Genomic DNA, 25574 nt, shown 5'->3' with positions numbered 1-25574 from the left:
CCTTTGGATCTTTCTATATAATCTCAACTGTAAACAGAAAAATGCTTTGGTTCTCCACCAAAGCGTTCTTACTGAATGATATGATCTAATTGATGATAGTCAGGGTTTTTCTCCAGACTCTCCTGACAATCTTCACAGATGGTCTTCACTTGGATATCTCCGTTGTCCTGATACTGAACCATGTGTAACCGTTCTTCATCTGACAGCGTATGAATCCCGAGCTGCTCTGAATGGACAGATACGTTTGAAAGTGTTCCAACATTTGTACCACAATGTCGACACTGATAATGGATCGCCATACCATTTCCCTCCATACACATTTATACATTTAGTATGAACCTGTTAGAGGGGAGTTATTCACTCTTCACAGGAATGATGGAAGGTCACCAAGATTTTCAGTCCTCGAAATGTAGTATATGAATTCGTTAGTTGAATTTATTCATCACTTCAAGGAAAGGTTTATCAAACCATGTTTCACATGCTTCCACACTAGCAGAGATGACTTTATCCAACTCTCCTTGATCTTCCTTACTAAACCTTCCAAGAACATAATCCGGGACACTCATACCGTTTACAGGCCGATCAATTCCTATTCTAAGGCGATTGAAGTTTTGAGAGCCCAAATGAGCGATGGTTGATTTTATTCCATTATGCCCGCCGGCACTTCCCTTTTGCCTCAACCTTATCTTTCCTACAGGTAAATCCAAATCATCATAAATAACAAGCAAATCTTCATCTTCAATATTAAAATAATCCATTAGCGGAACAATGCTTTCCCCAGACAAATTCATATAGGTAAGCGGCTTTAATAAAACGATTTTTTCCCCTTTATAATGGTAGGTCCCATATACCCCTTTGAACTTTGACTGATTCAATGAAACTCCCAGTCGATCTGCTAAAGCATCTATAATAACAAACCCGATATTATGACGTGTCTTCTCATATTGTGATCCCGGGTTTCCTAGTCCAACGATTAATTTCATGTCTAACACCTCTTCTGACCTTATACCTCTAGAATAACGTAAAAAGCGCAACCTGCAAAAGGTTACGCCAAAAAATATTGATTTTTATTCTTCCTTTGATTCACTTTCTTCACTGGCCTCTGATTCTCTTCCTTCTTCATTCTCAGGGGTACCAGCTTCCTGCTCTTCACCGCTATCAATTTCTTCTTCCTGTCGTGGTGCAAGAATGGAAGCAATTGTACGGTCGTCCTCTTCATTAAGAGTGACACTGTATTTGTCACGGATATCACCGATCGTTACCGTTTCTCCAACTTGAAGTTCTGCAATATCAACTTCGATTGATTCCGGTATATCTTTAGGTTTAGCTGTTACAGAAACCTCATGCAGGGGCTGCTGTAGTACTCCGCCGTCCTTCACTCCTGCCGCTTCTCCTACAAGCTCAATACGAACATCCGCATCGATTTCCTGTGACATATTAACGGCAAGGAAATCTACGTGAGTAACGGCATCCTTCAAGTGGTCCTGCTGATAGTCACTTAAAATGACATTTTGTTTATTACCATCTACATTCAAGGAAATAATTCCGTTTCTTCCTACTTCACGAATCGTTTTAATAAACGTAATGGCATCTACCATAATTGGTGTATTATCTGCTTTGTAGCCGTACACGACTCCAGGGATATTCCCTTCGTGTCTCAGCTTTGTTAATGATGAGCGTTTAAAATCTTTTCTGGTATTTGCTTTTAATTCAGTTGCCATGTCTAATCCAACACCTTCCCTAATCTGTTATGTTAGTTAAAGTTCTATATATAGTAATTACCCTAATGTGATTTGAAATAAACATAGAAAAATCAATTTATGACGGGAAGGGTGCTTATGGAAGGTTGTCAGATAGCTGTTTTAGAAGAAGGCCCTTTTTATACAGATTGTTGCTTTTTAACATAAGGTCTGCTTGAGCTCTGTCAATTAGTATGTGGAAGATGGTGAGGGGAACTGCTCCGCTTTCCGCGGACGTTCGGCCGAGCCTCCTCAGCTTCGCTTCCGGGGTCTCGGCACGTCCGTACTTCCGCAGGAGTCTACGCAGTTCCCCTCACCATCTTTAAGAGATTTTTCGTTACAGAGCTTAAGGTGTGCGAGAAAAACAATGTAACTAGAAAACAGAATGCTTCTTTCTCAAAAGGAGATCTATCTTTACTCACTTGATATGAGGTTGCTTTCTAAAAGTCTTGTTTTTCTCTCATTCTAATGAGGATTTATGCTCAGAAAGTTGATTGGAGCGGAAGGATGTTCGACTCCTGCGGGAATAGCGGGAAAGTTGAGACCCCACAGGGCAAAGCCCGAGGAGGCTCAACTCACGCCCCGCGGAAAGCGAGCATCCTGTAGCGGAAATCAACTACTACATTCTTCCTTAAGATAACCACAAACTTTGCGAAAAGAGTCTAAACGAAGAATAACAGAAAAGCCTGCCCTAAATAAGGACAGGCTCTTCTTGATATGCACAAACTACATATATTAATTCTTAATCAAACAGCGTGCTGACAGATTGTTGTTCGTAGACACGGATGATGGCTTCACTGATTAGTGGAGCAACTGACAGCGACTTCACTTTACTGATCATTTTCTCTTCACCTAATGGAATAGAGTTCGTTACAACCAGCTCTTTAATATTTGAATTTTCGATTCGCTCAATCGCAGGTCCAGAAAGAACCGGATGCGTACAGCACGCGAATACTTCTTTCGCACCGTTTTCCACCAAGGCATTGGCTGCAAGCGTGATCGTACCGGCAGTATCAATGATATCATCGATCAAGATGGCGATTTTACCATCAATATTACCAACGATGTTCATGACCTCCGCAACGTTCGGTTTAGGACGGCGTTTATCAATGATGGCAATCGGCGCTTTCAGGCGTTCCGCCAGCTTACGGGCTCTTGTCACTCCTCCGTGGTCCGGAGATACAATGACAAGGTCTTCGTTATTGAATCCTCTTTCTTCAAAGTAATCCGCTAAGATAGGAACACCCATCAGGTGATCGATCAGGATATCAAAGAAGCCTTGAATCTGAGGAGCATGCAGGTCCAGTGTGATTACGCGGGTAGCACCGGCTGTTTCCAACAGGTTTGCCACTAATTTAGCCGTGATAGGCTCACGTGCTCTCGCTTTACGGTCCTGACGGGCATAACCATAATAAGGCATAACAATGTTAATCGTTTTAGCAGAAGCACGTTTCAACGCATCTACCATAATAAGAAGCTCCATCAGGTTTTCGTTTACAGGCTGACAAGTAGACTGAATGACGAATACATCACAACCACGGATACTTTCTTCAATGTTAATCTGGATTTCACCGTCACTAAAACGCTTAACAGAAGATTTCCCTAATTCAACTCCTACTTCATCCGCAATTTCCTTTGCAAGATGGTAGTTTGAATTAAGGGAGAAAATTTTTAATTTGGAATTAATATAAGAGTTTGGCATTGTGGACCTCCAATTATTTCTTATGATTTAGATTTTGTACGTAATTTTCTTTATTTACCTGGCGAGCTCTTGCAATCGAAAGAGACTCTCCTGGAACATCCTCAGTAATCGTAGAACCAGCAGCAATGTATGCACCTTTTCCTACTTTAACAGGCGCGACCAGATTTGAATTACAGCCTACAAATACACCATCTTCAATCTTTGTCATGTGCTTATTCTTTCCATCATAGTTCACCGTGATCGATCCACATCCAATGTTGACGTCACTTCCAACCTCTGCATCTCCAATGTAGCTTAAGTGGGATGCTTTACTTGCTTTACCGAAAGAAGCCTTCTTAATTTCAACGAAGTTACCAATCTTAACTTCATCTTCAATGGTAGAAGCCGGACGAATGTGAGCAAATGGCCCAATATGAACATCCGAACCGATCGAGCTGTCATGAGCAACAGATTGCTTCACAACTGTTCGGTCACCGATCTGACAATCCTTCACCTCAGAATTTGGTCCGATCATAGCATCTTCACCAATTGAAGTGTCGCCCTTAAGAACCGTACCTGGAAGGATAACCGTATCTCGGCCAATCGTCACATCGGCATCAATATACGTATTGTTTGGATCCTTTATCGTAACACCATTACGCATATGGTATTCATTGATGCGCTTTTTCATCGTAATCTCTGCTTGAGAAAGTGCGACACGGTCGTTCACACCCAATGTCTCATCAAAGTCACTTGTTTGGTACGCACTTACGATTTCACCTTCAGTCTGAAGAATCTCAATCACATCAGGTAAGTAATACTCGCCTTGTACGTTATCATTCGAAACCTTTTTCAGGGCATCGAATAACGCTTTATTATCGAAACAATATGTTCCGGTATTAATTTCTTTCACGCTTAGCTCTTCATCAGTTGCATCCTTATGTTCAACAATGCGTTCCACCAAGCCTTCCTGGTTACGGATGATCCGTCCGTATCCATCAGGAGATTCAGTGTGACCAGTCAAGATAGTCGCTTTCGCACCCTGTCCTTCATGATGCTTCACTAACGCTTCCATCGTTTCTCCTTTAATGAGCGGTGTATCACCACATACCACTAAAGTAGTACCTTCTAAATCAGCTAACACATCTTCAGACTGCATAACAGCATGAGCGGTACCTAATTGCTCAGCCTGAAGGGCAAAATCACTCTTGCCTTCTAAATGCGACTTCACAAGCTCAGCACCGTGACCGATGATTGTGACAGTCTTTTCTATATGAAGAGTTGAAATTTGGTCGACCACATGTTCCACCATCGGCTTGCCACACACAGGATGAAGAACTTTGTATAGCTTCGACTTCATTCTCGTACCTTGCCCGGCAGCTAATATAACGGCATATCGATTTGTCATTTTTGGTCCTCCAATAACCTTTTTATCCATAACGAATATATCCTAAAAACATTATCATTTCAAGGATTCATATAAAAGTACATATATTTGTCATTAGAAAAGCGGAGGCGGCTTGATCAGGCCCGACAAGCATAAGATGAATTGACCGGAAAGGCGCCCTTTGCCTTTTTGGTCGATTTATCTTATGACCTCGAGGGGCTAGCCGCCGGAGCTGGACACATAGAAAAGCGGAGGCGGCTTGGTTAGAGGCGACAAGCATAAGGCGAATCCGCACAAAAGGCGCTCTTTGCCTTAGTCAAACATCTCTGCAAAATTTTTTACCTTAGGATGCAAAAAAATATTAATTATAGGTTTCATCTCTATTAAAATAGGGGTATACAAAAAACGTAAGAACCGCTACTTTTAAATGACAGGCTCTGAAGACAAAAAAAAGAGCCTTACAAAAGTAGGCTCTTGATGCTATAGATCTAATTAGGAAGCCCCAGCTTCTTCTAACTCAACTTCTTCTAGCTCACCTAGACGGTGATACTCAGCTAAAACGGCATCTTGGATCTTGCCGCGAGTACCTGAATTAATTGGGTGAGCAATATCACGAAATTCCCCATCTGGAGTCCGCTTGCTTGGCATCGCTACAAATAAGCCGTTGTTCCCATCAATAACGCGAATGTCATGAACAACAAATTCATTATCCAGCGTAATAGATGCGATAGCTCTCATGCGACCATCGGTGTTTACTCGGCGTAATCTTACGTCTGTTACTTCCATTCTGTTCACCACCTTTTTCCCTAGATGAAATCTACTCTATGTATTCAACGAATTATTTAGATATTCCTTCTTAAATTGTAAAATTTTTTGAAAAGTTTTATTTTTTATATCCAGTCATCTATTTCATTTGAACTACACTTCCTTTTTGACACAAAAAAACACCCGTGAATTTTACTTCACGAGTGCGATTACTTCGATCTCAACTAAGGCATCTTTAGGTAAGCGGGCTACCTCTACACAAGAACGAGCCGGCTTGTGATTACTAAAATATTCCCCATACACTTCATTGATCGTACCAAATTCATTCATATCCTTAATAAACACAGTTGCTTTCACCACTGTTTCTAATGATGCTCCAGCTTCCGATAGTACGGCTTGAAGATTACGGAACACCTGATGCGTCTGTTCCGCTACATCCCCTTCCATCATAGTACCTTCTGCCGTCAGAGGGATTTGACCCGAACTGTAAAATAAATTATTTACGACAATCCCCTGTGAGTATGGACCAATTGCTGCTGGTGCTTGTTTAGTAGAAACTACACGCATATTAAATGCCTCCCCTTATGGTAGAAATGTTAAATTTGATTGAAAATAATTTCCTTCTGTCAACGAAATCTGTTTATCTTTTTCATTCACGTCAGACAATTTTAACAATGAAACATAATCATCCACTAGTCGACCATCGATACTATTGGATTCAACTAAAACACCTATTCCGGATAAAGTAGCCGAGAACTCTTCCAATAAGTTCTTCATACCGTTGATGGTTCCCCCTGCCTTCATGAAGTCATCGACAACCAATACTTTAGACCCTTCCTTCAAACTTCTCTTGGAAAGAACCATGGATTGGATTCTCTTCGATGAGCCGGAGACATAATTAATGCTCACAGTCGAGCCCTCTGTTACGCGGCTATCCCGCCTTACAATGACGACTGGAACATTTAAGTAAGAGGCAATTGCATTTGCAATCGGTATCCCTTTTGTCGCTACTGTCATGATGACATCAATATCTTTCTCAGCGAAAGCAGACGCCAGTAATTTCCCTACACTTTTCATAAGCTGAGGGTTACCCAGCAGGTCGGTCATGTATAGGTATCCGCCTGGTAATAAACGATCTGAGCTTTCCAGATGAACACAAAGCTCATCTATCATTTCTTTCGCTTCCTGACTGTTTACCTTTGGAACATATTTCACTCCACCGGCTGCCCCGGGAACTGTTTGAACAGTCCCCACGCCCCGTCCTTCAAATGTTTCCTTTACTATCGTCAAGTCCTCACTGATGGAAGACTTTGCAGAACCATACCGTTCAGAGAAAAAAGTTAAAGGAACAAGTTGGTGGGGGCGTTCTAATAAATAATGCGTCATATCAATTAATCGTTCACTACGCTTAAACTTCACCAAAGAAACCTCCTAAATCCGAATATTATAATGTAAATATATCATTAATATACGGATTTCGGCAAGAGCTCTTAATCTCCCAGCATGCGCACAGCGAACACTTGATCACAAAAACCTCTTAAACCATTATAGATTCGATGAAGTCTTGATTCATATTGCACTAATCCATATACCGTCGGTCCACTTCCGCTCATTAGCACAGCATCGGCACCAAAACGCTCCATTTGGTCCTTGATTTGAGCCACTTCAGGGTGCATATCCAATGTGACCGATTCAAGTACATTCCCAAGATTGGAGCATATATCATGATAATTTCCTTGTTTTAAAGCTGAAACCATGGCGTTCGTATTCGGATGTGTAATGTTTTTCAAATCCAAATTTTTATAAACATCTGCTGTCGAAACCCCTATTGTTGGTTTTGCTAATATGACCCAGCAATTAGGCGGGGGTGGAAGATGTTTGATCTTCTCTCCTCTTCCTGATGCTAGAGCCGTACCCCCGTAAACACAGAAAGATACATCTGAACCAATTTCGGAACCAAGCTTTGCCAGCTCATCCATGCTGAGACCTAAATCCCATAATCGATTTAACCCTTTTAAGGTTGCTGCCGCGTCACTGCTCCCGCCTGCTAACCCTGCTGCTACAGGTATCACTTTATCAATGGAGATCGCTACCCCTTTTTTGATATTCAACCTCGTCTTTAAAAGCTGGGCAGCCTGATAGGCAAGATTTCTTCCATCGTCCGGCACAAATCGATTATGCGAGAGAATCTTAATCGTATCATCAGAAAGATTCGTAAGCTCAATTCTATCTGCTAAATCAATCGTAGTCATAACCATCTCAACTTCATGGTAACCATCTGAACGTTTATGTAAAACATCAAGTGATAGGTTAATTTTTGCCGGCGCCTTCACTAATAACCTCATATCATCACCTTCTTACCAATACTCTTTGTTATATTGTATCATACACTTATTATTGAGAGTGTTAACTTCTAAACATACTCATACAAGTATGTTATTTTATCACGTAAAGTACTGATAGGAAAGATTGTCTTGTCTTTATTAAAACAGGGGCCACCTTAAAAGCACTACACTTTTAAGGTGGCCCCCTGTATATGGTACTGATAAAAGATGTAATCCTGTATGCGGGAAAAGAGTTAGTGAGGACGATTTTCAGATAATTGCTGACTTGCGAGCTCGACTGCGCGCTTCACCATATTACCTGCATCCCGTGACGTGATTCCACCCCAACCATCCTTCTGAACAACATCATAGAATCCCAATTCCTGAGCGATTTCTTCTTTTAATTGATCAGACATGATTCCTCTTCTTCTGCTCATAAGTCTACCTCCTTTAGATGTACCACACGTTTAGTATGTGTACAAAAGGATAAAACATAACAATGGAGAGTCCTAATCTATATACTTCATGAAAATTGGACAAATAAAAAAGCAGCAAACGATTGTCTACTGCTGGCTAAAGATGATATTTCCTGTTGCTTCATCATAAAATGTTAATTGAACTGTCTCAGTGAGAACATCTGCATAGCTGTAAGAAACTCGTTCGAACGCATTCTCTTCTTGATCCAGTTGAACCACGAATACAGAAGGATACGTTTCGGCTAGAACACCTGAACGCTCAATTGTTTTTCTACGTCCACCGTTTGCTTTAAGCATTAAACGTTTCCCAAGATTAGAATCAAGGGATCTTTTAATGTCGGCTAATGTTTTTGGCATTTCGCTTCCACCTCACTATAATCAAATATAACACATTATGTAATTTTAGTCAAATAAATTTATTATTTTAACAAGAACAAGGAACACCTGTCAATATATTTTATTCAACAAAAAGTACGTTTTTTCTACACACCTAACATTCCCCAACCCTTGAAAAATTATGTAAACAATAAAAGTGGAGGGGCTTTGCCCAGAGGCGACAAGCATAAGGCGAGCATGCCGGAAAGGCGCTTTTTGCCTTTTTAGGTTACTTGGCTTATGACCTCGAGCCCCAAGCCCCTGAAGCTGGACACATAGAAAAGCGGAGGGGCTTTGCCCAGAGGCGACAAGCATAAATGCCACTAAAAAACCCACCTTACTAATCTATACATCTAAACGCCAAATAGACCTTACAATTCACGCAGTAAATTGTAAGGTCTATTTGATTTTTGTCGAACATTCCCTAATCTTCGTGTGTAATTTTATATGGCATCCCTGTACGAAGGACACCCTTCGTCTCGATCCCGCCAAGCCCTTTGTCCCCTGTTAATGTATTGCGGATGACGTCCCACACATTTACCGAATCCTTAAACCCCGTAAAACAAATCTTAGCCACGATATAAACGGGATCCAGTGCATGAATATTGACTCTCGACGGAGAGCTCGCAAAATTGGCTCCAGCGTGGATCAATGATTCAAAGTGGGATTGACAAGCACCAGCAAAGATCACTAACTGATCCAAGTGTGGAGATTTGCTGCGTGCTTCACGCACGGCCTGAACAAAATATTTGGAATGTCGATAGGCGTTAATATCAGCTTTAGTCCCTTTCGCCTTGGAATAGGCATCGTGACCGGTCAAAACAATAATATTCGGTCTATATTTATCGATAAGCGACCCAATCTGCTCAGGCATCTCTGTCTCACTACAGTGAACACCTTTTACCGGGACACCAATTTTTTCATAAAGATCTAGACACTTTCTTAAATAGCTGGGATCTCCATCAAGATGAAGCACTTTCCCTGGAACCTGGAAATAGTTATAATCGTCTCGATAAGCATTCGTTACCTTGTATTCCTGCTTATACTTCAGAAGCTCTATATCCTGACGAAATAGGTCAAGAGATTGTTCCTCCTTTGAACGAAACTCCTGCGCAATACGTTCCTGCTCTCTAGGGTCCATCTTCTTCAAATCATGAAAAGGAGCATCCGCTATTAATCGAAAATCTTCACCATACAGTACTGCCGTTTTTTGGCCATCTATCATGCGGATATCTATCACCCTGAATAAAATATCACACTGATAGGAAAGGCGGCCTACGACATCATTGATTTCGATATTCACATCAGTCACTCCCGTGGGCTAAACATTCGTTAAATCAAAAAAGGAAATAAATAAGCCGAGGAGGATCAACGTTTGTCATATCCTTCTCAACACGTTCCTTATCCTTAATTAAGTAAATATTCCCTGTGATAACCTATGCAACCCTCTACTATTCGGTGTCAATAAAATGGGTCTCCCGTGCGGAGTACACGGGAACAAAAAAATGGCTAAACGCACTTTCACGTTTAGCCATCTATCCAAGCTTTAATTAAAGTTCGGGTATAACGCATCACTCAACCGACCGAATTCCTGTATCGACAGTGTCTCTCCACGGCGTGTGGGTTCAATCCCGGCTGCAGATAATGCCACAAGGATCATGTCTTTCTTTTCCTTTCCTTGAGGAAGCTGACTGCTTAAATTGTTCAGGATGGTCTTTCTTCTTTGAGCAAAAGACGAGCGTGTGACGGTAAAGAAGAAATCTTCACTGATCACCTCGACAGGAGGCTTCTCACGCTTCGTTAAACGGATGACGGCTGAGTCCACATTCGGTTGCGGCATAAAGACCGTTTTCGGGACAGTCATGACCATCTCGGCCTCTGTATAGTACTGTATGGCAATCGAAAGAGATCCGTACGCTTTTGTTCCGGGCTGAGCTGAAATACGGTCTCCTACTTCTTTTTGAAGCATGACACAGATGCCTCTGATTGGAAGACGCTCCATCAAAAGCTTAAGAATAATTGGTGTAGTGACGTAATAAGGGAGATTGGCCACTACCATAATGTCTTCGAATCCTTCAAATTCTTTATTAATAATGGCTTCTACATCCGCCTCTAATATATCTTCATTAATGATTTTAACGTTTTTGTAAGGGGATAATGTATCATCCAGAATAGGAATCAGTCGCTGATCGATTTCAAATGCGACGACCTTTCCCGAGGTGCGCGCAAGGTGCTCTGTTAACGCACCGATTCCAGGTCCAATCTCAATGGCTGCGGTATTCTCAGATAACCCTGCGTATTCCGTTATGTTCCTGAGGATATTGGGGTCGATCAAAAAGTTTTGACCCAGGCTCTTTTTAAACGAGAAACCATACTTACCTAATATCTCTTTCGTGCGTATAGGGGTGGCAATATCTTTATGCATTTTCTTCCTCCTGAATAATTTCCATTAAAGCTTTTTTAAACTCTTCTCTTTGAATATTGAACATCCTTAATCGCTTATGCAGCTGTTTTCCATTAGTGTATCCGATTCTAAGCTTCTCACCAAGAGCAATTCTTCGATCTTTTGCTTTGGAACTGCCAATTAAGCCAGCATCAATTAGATCTTCTTTCGAAATGACTTCTTCCTGCTCAACATCCAGCACATGAGCCTCTCTTAAAGACTCTCTTATGATATTTGGCGAAGCATGCTCTACACCTATTCCTCTTCCTGACTTTGGCAGTGCATCCTTCTTATGTACAAAGGCATGCTTACAACCCGGTACCGCTTCACTCACAATCTTCCGGATACGTTCACCCGGGTAGTCCGGGTCGGTAAAGATGATTACGCCTCTTTTTTCCTGGGCGTGTTTTATTTTTTCTATAGTAGCCGGAGACACAGCAGAACCATTCGTTTCAATCGTATCTGCATTGACAGCACGTTGAATGGCTACCGTATCATCTTTTCCTTCCACTACGATGATTTCTCTAATTTTCATAATTCCTCCAAAAAAATTGAAACTTTTCTGCTTTCATTTTCGTCTAATCATTGAAGACCTAAAGCTATTATAACGGTTTTTACTTATAAATAAAAAAAAGCAGGAGAACACCCCTGCTCTTAGTTTAATATTTTTACTTTTATTGTTTTTCTTCCCCAACGATAGGCATCTGATTTAGACGGGAAGAATACATCGATTTTATTCCCTTTGATTGCGCCACCCGTATCTGCAGCTACGGCATAGCCATAGCCCTCTACATATACCTTTGTTCCTAAAGGAATGACAGAAGGGTCCACTGCAATCACTTTAACATTCGGATTTGATTTCAGGTTGATTCCTGTAGCTGTATAGCCTGAGCATCCGTTACATGATGCTGTGTAAGCTGTAGAGCTCACATAAAACTCTCTTCCTCCACTTGGAGCAGCTGAGGCTGTGGCAGATGAATTAGATGATGAACTTCCACGTGAAACTTGAGCCACTAAAACCTTTGTTCCGACATTAATGATTTTATCCTGGCTTTCTTTCACTACTTTTTCACTAACTAATTTTCTGGAAACCTCTTTGCCGTTTTCTTTCACAACTTCAAATTTCTTTTCTACCAAGCCGTTTTTACCTTCTTGAACGACCTTCTCTTTTCCTTTTGAAAGATCGGAATCCTTCTTGGAAATAACGGTGAAATCCTTTGTCTCTTCCACTACATCGGTGACTTTTTCAACTCGAACGACATTTACGACATCATTTGCTTTAACAACTTTGTCTAAACTTGGTTCAACACGGTCTGATTTATTTAGTGTAATTCCTTGTTGCTTTAAAAAGTCAGCGACCGTAGTCGAAGTAGACCATACCTTTTGTTCTTTCCCGCCGTTCACAAGCTTAAGTGAAAATGCGGTATCAATCTTCACGTTCATGTCCCCTGTTACTTTTTCTGATAAGCCGGGTTTGACCTTATCATGTTCTCCTACTTTAATTTCACTTTCAGAGAGTAACTCTTTTACAGTATCAGCAGTCGTCCAGACCTTTTTCGCCTGACCCCCTACTACTACTTCTACCTGTTTTGCCGGTTCCCAAACAATGTTCATGTTATTTGAGACCTTCGTATTCCCCGAAGGGTACAAATAGTCTTGTGAGCGGGTTGAAATCTCTAATTCTTTTAATATATCTTGAATTGTATTCGCATGCGTCCTAATCTCTTTTTGCTCGCCGTCTAAGGTCAATGCCACAGTGTTTTTAGATCCTTCATAAAAAAGAATTCCAAATACAGCTGCAGATGTTACCAATGTTCCGATTGTAACAATCCATTTCCTTCGACTCAAAGACTTGGAAAACAGGCTTTTCATGGTTTTAAACTTCATGAAAAACGCCTCCTTTTCTCGGAGTGATTATATAGAGTAATCCAGTGACTGTCAACCCTTACTTCTTTTAACTTAATCTAGCAAAATATTGAAACCCAGGGAACATAAAACATATTATGCATAAAAGAAGTGAAAAAGAAAAGAGAGAGTTATCGACATGATTATCCTATGAAACAAGAATCCTATGTAGAACTTTTTGTTTTTATTAACTATTTGGACAAGCTCTCTCAATTCTCGACAAAATCTGATGTCAGTTTATGTTGAATAACTTTTTTGCATTTTTGGTAGTTATGTTCTCTACTTCTTCTAATGTTATTTCCTTAAGCTCCGCAATCTGTTCTGCTACCAACTTCACGTATGCAGGTTCATTTCGCTTCCCCCTGTTCGGGTGAGGTGCTAAATAAGGACAGTCTGTTTCGATCAGAAGCTTTTCCAATGGAATTTCTTTTGCTACTTCTTTTGGCTTTTTCGCATTTTTGAAGGTCACGGGACCTCCCAGAGAAATGTAGAAATTCATATCCACACATTCTTGAGCAATTTCAGGACTTCCGCTGAAGCAATGCATGATCCCTCCAACTTCCTCTGCTCCTTCTTCCCTGAGGATATCCACTATATCTTGTGTGGCATCACGGTTGTGTATAATGATTGGGAGTTTTACCTTTTTAGCTAAATGAATTTGTTTTCGAAACACTTCTTTTTGAACATCTTTCGGTGATTTATCCCAGTGATAATCGAGTCCCATTTCACCTATGGCAACTACTTTAGGGTGGTTTGAGAGCTCTTCTATCCAAGCTAAATCTTCATCCTTCATATCAATTGCATCCACTGGGTGCCAACCGATGCTGGCATATAAAAATTCATATTGCTCAATGAGCTCCATTGCCCGGTTAATCGTTGGACGATCAAAGCCGACGACCACCATCTTTTCAACTCCAGCTTCTCTTGCTCTTGAAATTACCTCCTCCAGATCTTCGTCAAATTGTTCAGCATTCAAATGAACATGTGTATCAAATAGCATGTAAGACACTCCTTGTAATAAAGATAAGTTTAATATAAAAAAGCATGACAAGCATCACATTCATGTAACATTCATATTACATATTATGGTTTCTATGGATATTTTTTATTACTCCTGTTTCATTCGCAGTTACTCTACATTCTATCTACTTTAGTCACAGAACCAAAACAATCTGTTTCTTTCTATACTACTGTTTTCTGAATATAGTAATGAGTTTAAGAAACACCTAATATAACGATTGTTATGCCATATATTAATTATTTTAATATAGTAAAGGGATGTTCCACGTGGAACATCCCTTTATCGACAAAAGCATAAAAAGCTTACTTATTTCACTTTTGTTCCATTTGGTAAAGACTGATCGATGGAAGCAAGAGACAGCGTTCCATTTTCTTCACCAGCAAGAATCATTCCTTGTGAAAGTTCTCCACGCAGTTTTACCGGCTTCAAGTTTGTCACACAGATTACTTTTTTTCCAACCAGTTCGTCCGGCTGATAGAATTTAGCAATTCCTGACACAACTTGGCGTTTTTCAAAGCCAAGGTCCAATTGCAGCTTTAGCAGTTTATCCGCTTTTTTAACGGGCTCAGCTCCAATGACTTCCGCTACTCGAAGCTCAACTTTCATGAAATCATCGATTCCGATTTCCTCTGATTCTTCTTTAGCAGGCTCCTTCTTTTCTTCAACAGCAGGAGTAGACCCTTGCATTTTCTCTTTGATGAAGTTTACCTCTTCCTGAAGTTCAAGTCGCGGGAAAATCGGTTCTCCTTTTTTCACCACTTCCGTTCCTGCCGGAATAGCTCCGAAACTTTCCAAACTTTCCCATGTGTGCATTTTTTCATCATGAAGGTTCAATTGTTCAAATATTTTCTTAGGAGTTCTTGTTAGGAACGGTTGTAAAAGAACAGCGACTCTTCGTAATGATTCAGCTAAATGACTCATCACACTGCCGAGCTCTTCTTTTTTGCTTTCGTCTTTAGCAAGGGCCCAAGGCTGAGTTTCATCAATATATTTATTCGTGCGGCTGATTAACTGCCACAGACTGGACAAAGCTACAGAAAACTCCATGTTTTCCATTGCTTCTTCATATTTATTCACTGTTTCTTTGTTCATACCCAGAAGGGCTTGATCGAATTCACCGTTAGAATCAACATAGGTTGGAATAACTCCATCAAAATACTTATTGATCATGGCCACTGTACGATTTAACAGGTTCCCTAGGTCATTCGCTAAGTCGAAGTTGATGCGTTCAACAAATCCTTCAGGCGTAAAGACTCCATCAGAACCGAATGGCACTTCTCTTAAAAGGTAGTAACGAAGAGAATCAAGGCCGTAACGATCAATAAGGGTAACAGGATCGACTACATTGCCTTTTGATTTAGACATTTTCCCGTCTTTCATGAGAAGCCATCCATGAGCGAAAACCTTCTTAGGAAGCGGAAGATCTAAAGCCATTAACATGATCGGCCAATAAATCGTATGGAATCGGACGATTTCCTTTCCGACCAGGTGAACATCCGCTGGCCAGTACTTTAAGTAATTTGTATCTTTCTCACTGCCGTATCCCAGAGCTGTAATATAGTTGGAAAGGGCATCGATCCACACGTAAATGACATGCTTGGGATCTCCCGGTACTTTCACTCCCCAGTCAAACGTTGTTCTAGAAACAGCCAAGTCTTCTAAACCAGGTTTGATGAAGTTATTCACCATCTCATTCTTTCGGGACTCAGGCTGTATGAATTCTGGGTTTTCTTCATAATAAGCAAGAAGGCGGTCAGCGTATTTGCTCATTTTGAAGAAGTACGATTCTTCCTTCACTTTTTCAACGGGTCTGCCGCAATCAGGACAGTTTCCGTTTTCTAATTGACGCTCAGTAAAGAAGGATTCACATGGTGTACAATACCATCCTTCATACTGGTCCAAGTAAATATCACCTTGTTCGACAAGCTGATGGAAGATTTTTTCCACAATATCCTTATGACGCTTTTCTGTCGTACGGATAAAGTCATCATATGAAATGTCCAGTTTTCCCCATAAATCTTTAATTCCACTAACAATTCCGTCTACATATGCTTGAGGAGTAATTCCTTGTTCCTGAGCTTTACGTTGAATTTTCTGTCCATGCTCGTCCGTTCCTGTCAGGTACATGACATCGAATCCACGCATTCTCTTATAACGGGCCATTGCATCACCAGCTACCGTGGTGTAAGCATGTCCAATATGTAAATTTCCACTTGGATAATAAATCGGTGTTGTAATATAGAAGGTGTTCAACTTTTCTTCCACTTTCCGTTCCTCCTCTTTTTTCTACCCCCATAAAGCCATAGGGGCATCCGTATGGTTTATAGTGGCATAAATGTTATGTACATCCATTATCTGCGCCTTACCTATCATCTTAACCTCTTATCTCATCAAAATATACCTAAAATAAAGGGTTTCTGCAACTAAACAATGTTGAATCTTGAAATTGTCGAAACAAGTGAGGTTTTTTGTCTATTTTTGTCGAATAAACGCATTTTATAAAGATAATTCGACATTACTTTCACTTATTACTTTCATTACAATAATATTTAATTGGTAATACATTTTTTTACAATAAAGCGTAAAGCTTATTAAAACAACACTTTTTCATCCATTTTTTCTTAAAAATTTACAGATATAATTATTGACGATACACCTAATCGTTGGTATGATAGAAACAACAAAAGAAATTTGTCGAATATTGACGAACTAGAGAGAGATAAATAATATTTATTTGGAGGAGATTTTCAAATGAAGTCTACAGGTATTGTAAGAAAAGTTGATGAATTAGGTCGTGTCGTTATCCCAATCGAATTACGTCGTACATTAGGTATCGCTGAGAAAGATGCTTTAGAAATCTATGTAGATGACGAAAGAATCATCTTGAAGAAATATAAGCCAAGCATGACTTGCCAAATCACTGGTGAAGTTTCTGATGATAACATCAAGCTTGCTAACGGTAAATTGGTTCTTAGCCGTGAAGGTGCAGATCAATTACTAAAAGAAATCCAGGATTCACTACAAACAAAATAATTGATGTTAACATATCAAAGGCCTGAGTGACTAGACTCAGGCCTTTTTTTATTTGTATCTCGGCATTATCCTATTCAACATGATAAGCTTGATAAACTTCCCGTTTTGGAAGGGAGCGTTCTTTTGAGACTTGTTTGATGGCTTCTTTGGAGGTCATGTTTTTTTCGTTCATGTAATGCTGCACATGGTCCAGAAGCGAGTAGTTGCTCCACCAGGCGTCTTCCTCTTCTTTTTCCAGCGGACCCGCTCCCTCAATTAATAAGCAGAATTCGCCTCGTACTTCCCCATCGTTTGCCCATTCCATTACTTCTTCCAGTGATCCACGGATGAATTCCTCGAACTTCTTCGTGAGCTCACGACAAACCACGATTTGTCTATTTCCCAGAGCTCCATATAGCTCTTTTAATGTTTCTTTTAGTCTGTGTGGTGATTCATAAAGGATGAATGTATCTTCCAGCTTTTTAAGTGTATCCAGTTCCGCTCTTTTATCTTTCTTCCCTCTATGTAAAAACCCATAGAAATAAAATGGCTGCGGAGCCAATCCTGAAGCGATCAAAGCCGTAAGAGCAGCGTTCGCCCCCGGCAATGGAATGACAGCAATTTCGTGTTCGATTGCTTCTTTCACCAGTTCATAACCCGGATCCGAAATGGATGGCATTCCTGCATCACTTACAAGGGCAACGAGCTCGCCTCTTTCCATCCGTTCAATCAGCTTCTGTCCGCTCGTTTCTTTATTGTGCTCATGATAGCTGATGATAGGCGTATCGATTTCAAAGTAATTACATAATTTTTTTGTATTTCTTGTATCTTCGGCAGCAATCACTGCCGCTTCCTTCATCATGCGGATTGCGCGGAACGTCATATCCTCTAAATTCCCGATCGGTGTAGGGACAAGATACAAGCTTCCTTTTTCACTATCTTGAAAGCTTTTTTGCTGATTCATTGATTAGCTCACCTTCTCATTTCCTTAGTCCTTATCTTCATTCTTTCCAAACAGCATATCATATACTTCCCGTGAATATTTGTTCTGTTCATCGTACACATAAAGGGGAGGAAGAATTTTTAGGTCCGGTTTCCCATCTTTTATTCCTTCTATTAAGATGGTGTTGGCTTCTCTTCCTGGCTTCGGATATACAAAGCGCAATCGCTTTGGCTCGAGACGATGCTTCCTCATTAACGATAGAATGTCCATCAATCGACCTGGACGATGGACGAAGGAAGCCTTTCCTCCTTGCTTCAGGAGATAACTTGATGCTTTGATGGTATCCTCAAGGGAACAAAGGATTTCATGACGGGCGATCGCATAGTGCTCATTTACGTTTCTTTTATCACCGGGTGGAGTGTTAAAGTATGGAGGATTACATGTTACGACATCATAATGAGAATGATGTAGGAACTGATCGATCTCCTTCACATCCCCCAGCTTCATGGATATTTGTTTTTGACGACCATTATATTGAACACTTCTCTGTGCCATATCAAATAATCTTTCCTGAATCTCCACCCCCGTAATTTCAACGTTGGTTCTCGCACTTAGTAATAAGGGGATGATGCCGTTACCCGAACATAGATCAACCACTTTCCCTTTGTGAATCGGTAAATAGCTGAAATGGGCCAATAGGACAGCATCTGTTGAAAAGGAGAAAACAGATGGACTTTGGATGATCCTCATATTTTCAGCCAATAAATAATCTAAACGTTCATCTTCTTTTAACTCGACCATGCCTTTCCTCCACTTTTCCTTCTATTATATATTGTTTCGATATGAATCACTAAAAAGGACCAATCCCATTTTGTATGGATCAGCCCTTTTTAGTCTGTATTCTATTCTATAGAGTGTAGGATAACAGGGATATTTATTCTTTCCTTATTTCTTGTTTAAGAAAGAGAGGCAGAATAAACAATCTTCATCCTTCCGTGGACTTCCAAAATGTATATTACAAATATGAAATCCTTCCTGGTATAATCGAGCAAGGTTGTCATACCCTTCTCCTATATCCAGTGTTTTATCTTCTAAGTCTGACTCACCCGTTGTACCCGCATCGCTGTTTGTTTGTACCTTTTTTGGTGAGTTCTCTGTTTGTTCCAGTCTGCGGCGCAAATGCTCATTTTCAAGCTTTAGAGAATTATTCTCTTCTAACATTTCAGCTAGACATTGTTTGAGCTCACCTAATTGATGATATAAATGACCAATTTGTTGTTCCATATTACTGACTGAATCAAAGAACTCTTTTTTATCCACGACACTACACCCCGTTACTCTGTGGCTTGGAATGATACGGCACCCACGTTCATGATTTCATCTAATGTAAATTCCAGAACCCGCTCTTCTTCTTTAATTTCCACTTGAAGAATACGTTCCAGAATATTAAGACCTACCACTTTACCTTTTCCATGAGGTGTCTTAATCACTTCTCCAATATCAGGTAATTCCGCTTTCGCTGTTTCATACTCGTCGTTCTCGTATTTCAGACAGCACATTAAACGTCCGCATAAACCTGAAATCTTCGTTGGATTAAGGGATAGATTTTGATCCTTCGCCATCTTGATGGATACAGGCTCAAAATCACCTAAAAAGGTAGAACAACATAACATGCGGCCACAAGGACCTATACCACCCAGCATTTTTGCTTCGTCTCGAACGCCAATCTGACGAAGTTCTATGCGCGTACGGAAAATGGAAGCTAGATCTTTTACTAGCTCTCGGAAATCAACTCGTCCATCAGCCGTAAAATAAAATATGACTTTGTTACGATCAAATGTATACTCTACATCTACCAGTTTCATATCTAATTGATGCTGATTAATTTTATCACAACATACATTGTAGGCTTCCGTCGCAGATGCTTTGTTCTCATCTACGATTAATCGATCCTTTTGATCAGCGATACGAATCACTTTTTTCAATGGAAGCACTACATCATTTTCTCCGACTTGCTTTCTCTCTACGACTACTTTTCCAAATTCGACTCCGCGAACGGTTTCAACGATTACATAAGAATCTTTCTGAATATCCAATTCACCCGGATCGAAATAATAGATTTTACCCGCTTTTTTAAAGCGTACACCTACAACATCGTACAAAGGACCATCACCCCTGCAGTTTTAGCATAAGCTGTTCTACTAGCAGCTGCGAATTCATATTGGCGTTTAACTTGCGTTTTGCTTCAAGTATCGCCGTCATATTAGTAGAAAGACGATTGGTAGATACTTGAAGTGCGTTTGATTTCCAGTTTTCCTTTTGGTCCGGGTACACGAGCTGTTCTTCTTTTCCTAACTGGATATGAAGTAAGTCTTTATATATTAGAAGTAAAAGATCTAATGCTCGATCGACTTGATCTTTTTCTTTGAAGTGCTGTACAAAATCCTCTTGTATTTTGACCATTGCTTGGAAGGGACTTTTTTGGAGGACTTCATATAATTTTAACACTATTATTCTTGCTTGTGCAAACCACTCATTTTGACATATTTCTACAGCTTCCTCATAATGGTTCGTCAAATTGGCTGCCAGCGTTGCAAAATGGGGTGGTATCCCCTCTTCCAATAACTGTTTCGTCAACTGTTCTTTCGGTAACGGCTTGAACGAAATCGTCTGGCACCGTGAAAGAATAGTAGGTAATATGCGATGAATATTTTCTGTGATCAGAATCGCTGTTGTATCAGCTAACGGCTCTTCAAGAAACTTAAGCAGGCTATTAGCCGCATTCCCTGTCATCTTATCTCCATGAACAATAATGTAAATCTTCTTCTTGGATTCTACACCTGTTTTCGAAAATTCTTCTTGCAAACTTTTAATCTGATCCTTCTTGATCGAAAGACCGTCCGGTTCTACCAGATGCAGGTCCGGGTGATTCCCATGATTGATCCTTTTGCAGTTGGAACAGCTTTCACAGGCCTTTCCATCTGCGCGGTTCACACATAGCAATGCTTTTGCAAACAGGATGCTCATTTCTTTCTTTCGTGTCCCTTTTTCACCCTCGAATAAATAAGCATGAGCGACACGATCCTTCAAAATACTATTCTGAAGCATCTGAAGGACGACTGGCTGAAATGGTTGTATCTCTTCAAACAACATGTCTTAACATCACTCTCTTACATATAAAGATTAATAAGCAATCCCTTTATTTCACCGATTTTCCCTAATATATCAATGGACTTCTTTTCTTTATCCAATACATCTTCCGTCAGTTCAATAAGCTGTTGGTCGATGGTCTCTACTATATTGAGCTTTCTGCCTTCACCATATTGATTCCACGTATGAGATTGCTTCAAATCCATCCCGAAATCTACGGCCTCACGCACAAATTTTTTGACCACTGTTTTATATTTAGCAAGATCTTTAAATGATCTTGACTTGGCTAAACGACTACCGGCATCTTCTATTGTGACGAGCAGTTTACTGAGCTGTTCCATCTGCATTTTCTGATCGTGCTTATGAACAAGCTGCCCGAATTTAACTTGACCTGTTCCATTAGATTTCTGTTCTTTCGTTACTTTATCTAAGGAAACCCGATGGTCCTGGCTAATTTTCATAAGTTAAACCTCACTTTAAAACTGATGGAATTGCTCTACAGGAAGAACGAATACGGTCGCCCCGCCAACGGCTACTTCAACAGGGTAAGGCACATATGAATCTGCATTCCCACCCATGGGGGAGACGGGAGCTACCATCTGATCCCGTGACTGACAGTTTTCTTTAATAACCTGTAACGCTTTATCTACACGAATATCTTCTGTACCAATAATGAATGTGGTATTCCCGGACTTTAAAAAACCGCCTGTACTGGCTAATTTTGTCGAACGAAAATTATGTTCCATCAGGGCATTAGACAAACGATTGCTATCTTTATCCTGTACAACTGCCATAATTACCTTCATTAATCAATTCCTCCGTTTTAAAGCCATTTACTTCCTTCTATTATATCATTGAACAGGATCTACATACATGTTTCATATAAAAAAGAGACGGACTTCTTAGCACCAATATTTGCTTAGAAGTCCACCTGTTTCTTTTAACTAAACTTACTTATTTAAGTAATCGGTCACGATACCATATGCATCACCAAATACAGCTTCTTTGCTCTGGCTGGCATCGATGACTTGAATACGATCAGGATATTGTTTCATTAACTTCTGATATCCTTCCCGGACTCTCGTATGGAAATCAACCGATTCCAGATCTAACCGGTTCACTTCTCTTCCATTATGTTTCGCAATTCTCTTTAACCCTTCTTCGGGGTCGATATCAAAATATAACGTTAGATCCGGCATCTTATCTTCAATCGCAAATTGATTGATATTCATGACCTCTTCCATACCGATTCCACGGGCATTCCCTTGATAAGCAAGGGAACTATCAATAAAACGATCACAGATCACTATCTTTCCTTCTTCAAGGGCGGGAATCACTTTCTCAACCAAATGCTGTCGTCGCGCAGCAGCATATAAAAGAGCTTCCGTCCGTTTATCCATTTCCGTGTTCCCTGTATTTAAAATGACTTCTCTAATCTGTTCGGCGATGGAAATGCCTCCAGGCTCCCTCGTCTGAATGACTTCGTGGCCGTCCTGTAATAAACGGTTAAAAATTTCTGTTAATATCGTTGATTTACCGGCCCCCTCAGGACCTTCAACTGTAATAAACAATCCTTTTGACATGTCTTTCCCTCCACTTGCTTATCGGTACACAAACACACGGTTTTCATCTAAGCGGTGATGACCTTGAATGTTTGCCTTATTCTTTACATACTCTGTTAAACGTTCAATGGCGTGAGAGGTAATTCGTTCTCCTGGTATCAACAGAGGAATTCCCGGAGGATAAGGTGTGACCATTCCCGCTGAAATTTTTCCTTCTGCTTCGTCAATGGCAATGAGTGCTTCCACTTTCTCTTCCATCTCCTCAAAGCTTAATGCCAAAGTAGTAAAAAACTCTTGGCTATTTGAACGATTTGGTTCATGATTGTTTTTCTTTTCTATAATCGGTTCATTCCCTAAAGCCTTACATACTCGGCCGATCGCTTCATTATAAGGAAAAGAACGATCTTTCTTCAGTAACGGAAGGATCAGTAATACATAATCGGGGTCAGCAAGCTCTGGGTAAATTCCCTCTGACTCCAATAACTGTTGAAGAGCATATCCTGACCTTTCCTCCAGTCTCATGACAAGCTTTAGTGGATCGTCCGTCCGCTTTACAATGAGTTGAGGATGAACCGCCTCCAATGCTTGTACAAACTTATTGATCTCTTTCAGGTTTTGATCCCTTTCTTCTTGTGTAAAAGTCCCTATATAGGACCTGGCATAGTCAAGGGATGCCATAATCGGATACGATGGACTACTTGATTGTAGCATAGTTAAATACTCTTTCACCTTACGCTCACTCACTCTGAAGCTTGTGATGTGTAAATACGACCCCATCGTCATGGCCGGGAGCATCTTGTGAGCCGAATGGACGACAATATCCGCACCATATTCAATTGCTGACTCCGGAAAAGGGCTGCCCAATGTAAAATGAGCACCATGTGCCTCATCAACGATACACGTTACATCATGTTTATGTAATTCCTCGATTATTTTATCGATATTGTAAGTAAACCCATAATAAGTCGGATAAGTGAGCACACACGCCTTCACACAGGGATATACCTTCAATGCTTCCTGCATAGCATCCAGACGCATACCAAGGGCGATACCCTCGTCGGTCCACTCTGTTTCTATTAATATAGGCACAGCCTTAGCAAGCTTGATTCCATTCAATACAGACTTATGACAATTCCTTTGAACGAAAATGAGATCTCCCGGTGAGCATGAAGCAAGAATGGCAGCAATATTCCCAACCGTACTTCCGTTCACTAAAAAATGACTCTTCAACGTCCCATATACATCCGACAGCAAGTCCTCTGCTTCACGAATCGCCTCATGGGGATCATGTAAATCATCCAATCCGCTTAACTCTGTAACATCGGATTGATAAAATGGTTGTTCGTCCATCAATAAACCATTTTTATGACCCGGCACATGAAAAGAGATTGGCTTGGCTGACAGATGCTTCTCTATCGCTTCAATAAGAGGGGTTCTCCTCTGATCTTGTTTCATACTCAAAATCTCCTCAAAATAAATATCCACTCATATCGTATCACAATCACGCTGTTCAATGCCCCAAGGAACAATGAAAACTTTTTACCTATTAATATCAAAAAAAAATCATAACCAATTATATTTCCTGGTTATGAATAGATTTGAGGAGTATTCACTTTTTTTAATCGTTGAACGAATGTTTTATACAAAGGATCATTTGTTTCTGTCTGAACCATTTCTTTCTCACATTCTGTGCAGATAAACGATGTGTATAGATGGATTCCAACCTTCTTATCAACGTGACAAACGATACACTCTTCTAAAGCCGCCTTACGCTCCGGATTTAACATAGGGCTCTCCACCTCCATACAGCCTATTCTGCCTCAAAACCACCAATTGTATACATTATTTCAAACTTTTAAACTGACAGAATAATCAAGTGTAATTTATCTTATGTTACAATCGCCCTGTCTGTGTATGTCTCTATAAAAAAGATTGTGGAAAAAAGATATTGAGTGAGATTCAGGTGGGGAGTAGTGTGGCTAAGGTCATTTTAAAGGAAAAGTATATATTGGTGGGATATGGATTAGTTATGATCATTTTTGGGAGGTGGAAAGTTAATTATTATATGTGGTTGGATAGTGGAATTGGTATGTGTGTATGTGCGGATAGAAAGCTATGAAGCTTGAAAAATCGTATAAATAGGTTGTTTTTGTGCAGAAATGTGACCAAACTTGGACGTTTGCCTGTTTTATCGGGGCTAGGTACCGTTTTTGTAGGTATTAATTTGTCTTGATATGGGATTATTGCGTCGTTATTTTAATTTATGCGTCTTTTTAGACCTTTATTGCGTGATTTTTTCATTTTATGCGTCGTTTTCATCCTTTTTTGCGTCATTTTTTTATTTTATGCGTCTTTTTCCATATTATCACATCAAGACTCTTTCAGAATTGCATCCATAAACGGATCTTCATCTAAGATTAACTGTATAGAGATAAATGCCTGGACTCAATGTACACCAACATTTCTGATGAATAAACAAAAAAAGCAGCCCCTAAGAGCTACTCTTTTTGACATTTGCCTGGCGACGTCCTACTCTCACAGGGGGAGATCCCCCAACTACCATCGGCGCTGAAGAGCTTAACTTCCGTGTTCGGCATGGGAACGGGTGTGACCTCTTCGCCATTGTCACCAGACGAATATTCAATTGAAGGGTTGTTCCTTCAAAACTAGATAAAGAATTGATGTCAAGAAAGCCGAATACCGACCAATTGTTGCATCTACTTCTTCAAGTAGATACCATTCCAGCTCCGGCGGCTAGAGACTCGAGGTCATTTCAGTTCAATCAGCTGAG

Annotated in this window: 28 protein-coding genes and 1 rRNA gene; 1 reads left to right on the top strand and 28 read right to left on the bottom strand. The window is 40.3% G+C overall.

From position 1 onward, the window contains the following. Positions 1 to 68 precede the first annotated feature (68 nt). The 17 genes from FZC88_RS23180 to metG all read right to left on the bottom strand — a co-directional run bounded on the left by FZC88_RS23180 (position 69) and on the right by metG (position 16381). Positions 69 to 299: an anti-sigma-F factor Fin family protein gene (locus FZC88_RS23180; RefSeq protein WP_148996582.1), complete on the bottom strand. Its 231-nt coding sequence runs from the start codon at positions 297 to 299 to the stop codon at positions 69 to 71. Positions 300 to 425: 126 nt separating this feature from the next. Next, on the bottom strand, positions 426 to 983 hold the full coding sequence (pth, locus tag FZC88_RS23175; protein WP_148971312.1) for an aminoacyl-tRNA hydrolase: 558 nt from the start codon (positions 981 to 983) through the stop codon (positions 426 to 428). Between the two features lie 84 nt (positions 984 to 1067). After that, positions 1068 to 1721, bottom strand: a complete 654-nt coding sequence (locus FZC88_RS23170; RefSeq protein WP_148996581.1) for a 50S ribosomal protein L25/general stress protein Ctc — start codon at positions 1719 to 1721, stop codon at positions 1068 to 1070. Between the two features lie 760 nt (positions 1722 to 2481). Further along, positions 2482 to 3441, bottom strand: a complete 960-nt coding sequence (locus tag FZC88_RS23165) for a ribose-phosphate diphosphokinase (protein ID WP_148971314.1) — start codon at positions 3439 to 3441, stop codon at positions 2482 to 2484. A 13-nt stretch (positions 3442 to 3454) separates the two neighbouring features. Beyond that, a complete protein-coding gene (gene glmU, locus FZC88_RS23160; RefSeq protein WP_148996580.1) occupies positions 3455 to 4828 on the bottom strand; it encodes a bifunctional UDP-N-acetylglucosamine diphosphorylase/glucosamine-1-phosphate N-acetyltransferase GlmU in 1374 nt (457 codons plus the stop codon). A gap of 471 nt (positions 4829 to 5299) precedes the next feature. Further along, on the bottom strand, positions 5300 to 5593 hold the full coding sequence (gene spoVG, locus FZC88_RS23155; protein ID WP_032085215.1) for a septation regulator SpoVG: 294 nt from the start codon (positions 5591 to 5593) through the stop codon (positions 5300 to 5302). Between the two features lie 171 nt (positions 5594 to 5764). Continuing rightward, the gene (locus FZC88_RS23150; RefSeq protein ID WP_148996579.1) at positions 5765 to 6139 is read right to left on the bottom strand and encodes a RidA family protein; all 375 of its coding nucleotides are present in this window, start codon (positions 6137 to 6139) and stop codon (positions 5765 to 5767) included. A gap of 15 nt (positions 6140 to 6154) precedes the next feature. Then, the gene (purR, locus tag FZC88_RS23145; protein ID WP_148971316.1) at positions 6155 to 6991 is read right to left on the bottom strand and encodes a pur operon repressor; all 837 of its coding nucleotides are present in this window, start codon (positions 6989 to 6991) and stop codon (positions 6155 to 6157) included. Between the two features lie 71 nt (positions 6992 to 7062). Further along, the gene (gene ispE / locus FZC88_RS23140) at positions 7063 to 7917 is read right to left on the bottom strand and encodes a 4-(cytidine 5'-diphospho)-2-C-methyl-D-erythritol kinase (protein ID WP_148996578.1); all 855 of its coding nucleotides are present in this window, start codon (positions 7915 to 7917) and stop codon (positions 7063 to 7065) included. A 233-nt stretch (positions 7918 to 8150) separates the two neighbouring features. After that, on the bottom strand, positions 8151 to 8333 hold the full coding sequence (locus tag FZC88_RS23135; protein ID WP_148996577.1) for an alpha/beta-type small acid-soluble spore protein: 183 nt from the start codon (positions 8331 to 8333) through the stop codon (positions 8151 to 8153). A 126-nt stretch (positions 8334 to 8459) separates the two neighbouring features. Then, positions 8460 to 8729: a biofilm formation stimulator Veg gene (gene veg, locus FZC88_RS23130; protein ID WP_032085220.1), complete on the bottom strand. Its 270-nt coding sequence runs from the start codon at positions 8727 to 8729 to the stop codon at positions 8460 to 8462. Positions 8730 to 9171: 442 nt separating this feature from the next. Beyond that, positions 9172 to 10050 (bottom strand): sporulation peptidase YabG, encoded by an 879-nt coding sequence (yabG, locus tag FZC88_RS23125; protein ID WP_148971319.1) that lies wholly within the window; start codon positions 10048 to 10050, stop codon positions 9172 to 9174. Between the two features lie 243 nt (positions 10051 to 10293). Beyond that, a complete protein-coding gene (gene rsmA / locus FZC88_RS23120) occupies positions 10294 to 11172 on the bottom strand; it encodes a 16S rRNA (adenine(1518)-N(6)/adenine(1519)-N(6))-dimethyltransferase RsmA (protein ID WP_148996576.1) in 879 nt (292 codons plus the stop codon). Next, the gene (rnmV, locus tag FZC88_RS23115) at positions 11165 to 11725 is read right to left on the bottom strand and encodes a ribonuclease M5 (RefSeq protein ID WP_148996575.1); all 561 of its coding nucleotides are present in this window, start codon (positions 11723 to 11725) and stop codon (positions 11165 to 11167) included. The genes rsmA and rnmV overlap by 8 nt, the downstream gene beginning before the upstream one ends. A 119-nt stretch (positions 11726 to 11844) precedes the next feature. After that, entirely contained in the window at positions 11845 to 13077 is a 1233-nt protein-coding gene (locus FZC88_RS23110; protein ID WP_262372024.1) for a G5 and 3D domain-containing protein, read from the bottom strand. Between the two features lie 250 nt (positions 13078 to 13327). Next, on the bottom strand, positions 13328 to 14095 hold the full coding sequence (locus tag FZC88_RS23105) for a TatD family hydrolase (RefSeq protein ID WP_148996574.1): 768 nt from the start codon (positions 14093 to 14095) through the stop codon (positions 13328 to 13330). 327 nt (positions 14096 to 14422) lie between these two features. After that, the gene (gene metG, locus FZC88_RS23100) at positions 14423 to 16381 is read right to left on the bottom strand and encodes a methionine--tRNA ligase (RefSeq protein ID WP_148996573.1); all 1959 of its coding nucleotides are present in this window, start codon (positions 16379 to 16381) and stop codon (positions 14423 to 14425) included. A gap of 486 nt (positions 16382 to 16867) precedes the next feature. Between metG and FZC88_RS23095 the strand changes: the two genes are divergently transcribed. Continuing rightward, on the top strand, positions 16868 to 17149 hold the full coding sequence (locus FZC88_RS23095; protein WP_044340639.1) for an AbrB/MazE/SpoVT family DNA-binding domain-containing protein: 282 nt from the start codon (positions 16868 to 16870) through the stop codon (positions 17147 to 17149). 70 nt (positions 17150 to 17219) lie between these two features. Here FZC88_RS23095 and rsmI read toward each other — a convergent pair whose 3' ends face one another. The 11 genes from rsmI to rrf all read right to left on the bottom strand — a co-directional run bounded on the left by rsmI (position 17220) and on the right by rrf (position 25416). After that, positions 17220 to 18092: a 16S rRNA (cytidine(1402)-2'-O)-methyltransferase gene (gene rsmI / locus FZC88_RS23090; protein WP_148996572.1), complete on the bottom strand. Its 873-nt coding sequence runs from the start codon at positions 18090 to 18092 to the stop codon at positions 17220 to 17222. A 24-nt stretch (positions 18093 to 18116) separates the two neighbouring features. Further along, complete coding sequence (locus FZC88_RS23085; protein ID WP_148971326.1) at positions 18117 to 18872, bottom strand: tRNA1(Val) (adenine(37)-N6)-methyltransferase; 756 nt, start codon at positions 18870 to 18872, stop codon at positions 18117 to 18119. A 144-nt stretch (positions 18873 to 19016) separates the two neighbouring features. Beyond that, positions 19017 to 19391, bottom strand: a complete 375-nt coding sequence (gene yabA / locus FZC88_RS23080; RefSeq protein WP_148971327.1) for a DNA replication initiation control protein YabA — start codon at positions 19389 to 19391, stop codon at positions 19017 to 19019. Between the two features lie 14 nt (positions 19392 to 19405). Then, complete coding sequence (locus FZC88_RS23075; protein WP_148971328.1) at positions 19406 to 20233, bottom strand: PSP1 domain-containing protein; 828 nt, start codon at positions 20231 to 20233, stop codon at positions 19406 to 19408. A 7-nt stretch (positions 20234 to 20240) separates the two neighbouring features. Next, on the bottom strand, positions 20241 to 21224 hold the full coding sequence (gene holB / locus FZC88_RS23070; RefSeq protein ID WP_148996571.1) for a DNA polymerase III subunit delta': 984 nt from the start codon (positions 21222 to 21224) through the stop codon (positions 20241 to 20243). 17 nt (positions 21225 to 21241) lie between these two features. Beyond that, on the bottom strand, positions 21242 to 21682 hold the full coding sequence (locus tag FZC88_RS23065; protein ID WP_148971330.1) for a YaaR family protein: 441 nt from the start codon (positions 21680 to 21682) through the stop codon (positions 21242 to 21244). 15 nt (positions 21683 to 21697) lie between these two features. Then, complete coding sequence (locus FZC88_RS23060; protein WP_044340646.1) at positions 21698 to 22027, bottom strand: cyclic-di-AMP receptor; 330 nt, start codon at positions 22025 to 22027, stop codon at positions 21698 to 21700. Positions 22028 to 22171: 144 nt separating this feature from the next. After that, positions 22172 to 22804 (bottom strand): dTMP kinase, encoded by a 633-nt coding sequence (gene tmk / locus FZC88_RS23055; RefSeq protein WP_148971331.1) that lies wholly within the window; start codon positions 22802 to 22804, stop codon positions 22172 to 22174. A gap of 18 nt (positions 22805 to 22822) precedes the next feature. Further along, the gene (locus FZC88_RS23050; RefSeq protein ID WP_148996570.1) at positions 22823 to 24238 is read right to left on the bottom strand and encodes an aminotransferase class I/II-fold pyridoxal phosphate-dependent enzyme; all 1416 of its coding nucleotides are present in this window, start codon (positions 24236 to 24238) and stop codon (positions 22823 to 22825) included. 131 nt (positions 24239 to 24369) lie between these two features. Beyond that, the gene (locus tag FZC88_RS23045; protein WP_262372023.1) at positions 24370 to 24570 is read right to left on the bottom strand and encodes a sigma factor G inhibitor Gin; all 201 of its coding nucleotides are present in this window, start codon (positions 24568 to 24570) and stop codon (positions 24370 to 24372) included. Between the two features lie 729 nt (positions 24571 to 25299). After that, positions 25300 to 25416, bottom strand: a 5S ribosomal RNA gene (rrf, locus tag FZC88_RS23040). Positions 25417 to 25574: the final 158 nt, after the last annotated feature.

This window comes from Rossellomorea aquimaris (assembly GCF_008180865.1).
Taxonomy (GTDB): domain Bacteria; phylum Bacillota; class Bacilli; order Bacillales; family Bacillaceae_B; genus Rossellomorea; species Rossellomorea yichunensis.
This window is presented reverse-complemented; position numbering and strand designations above follow the sequence as displayed.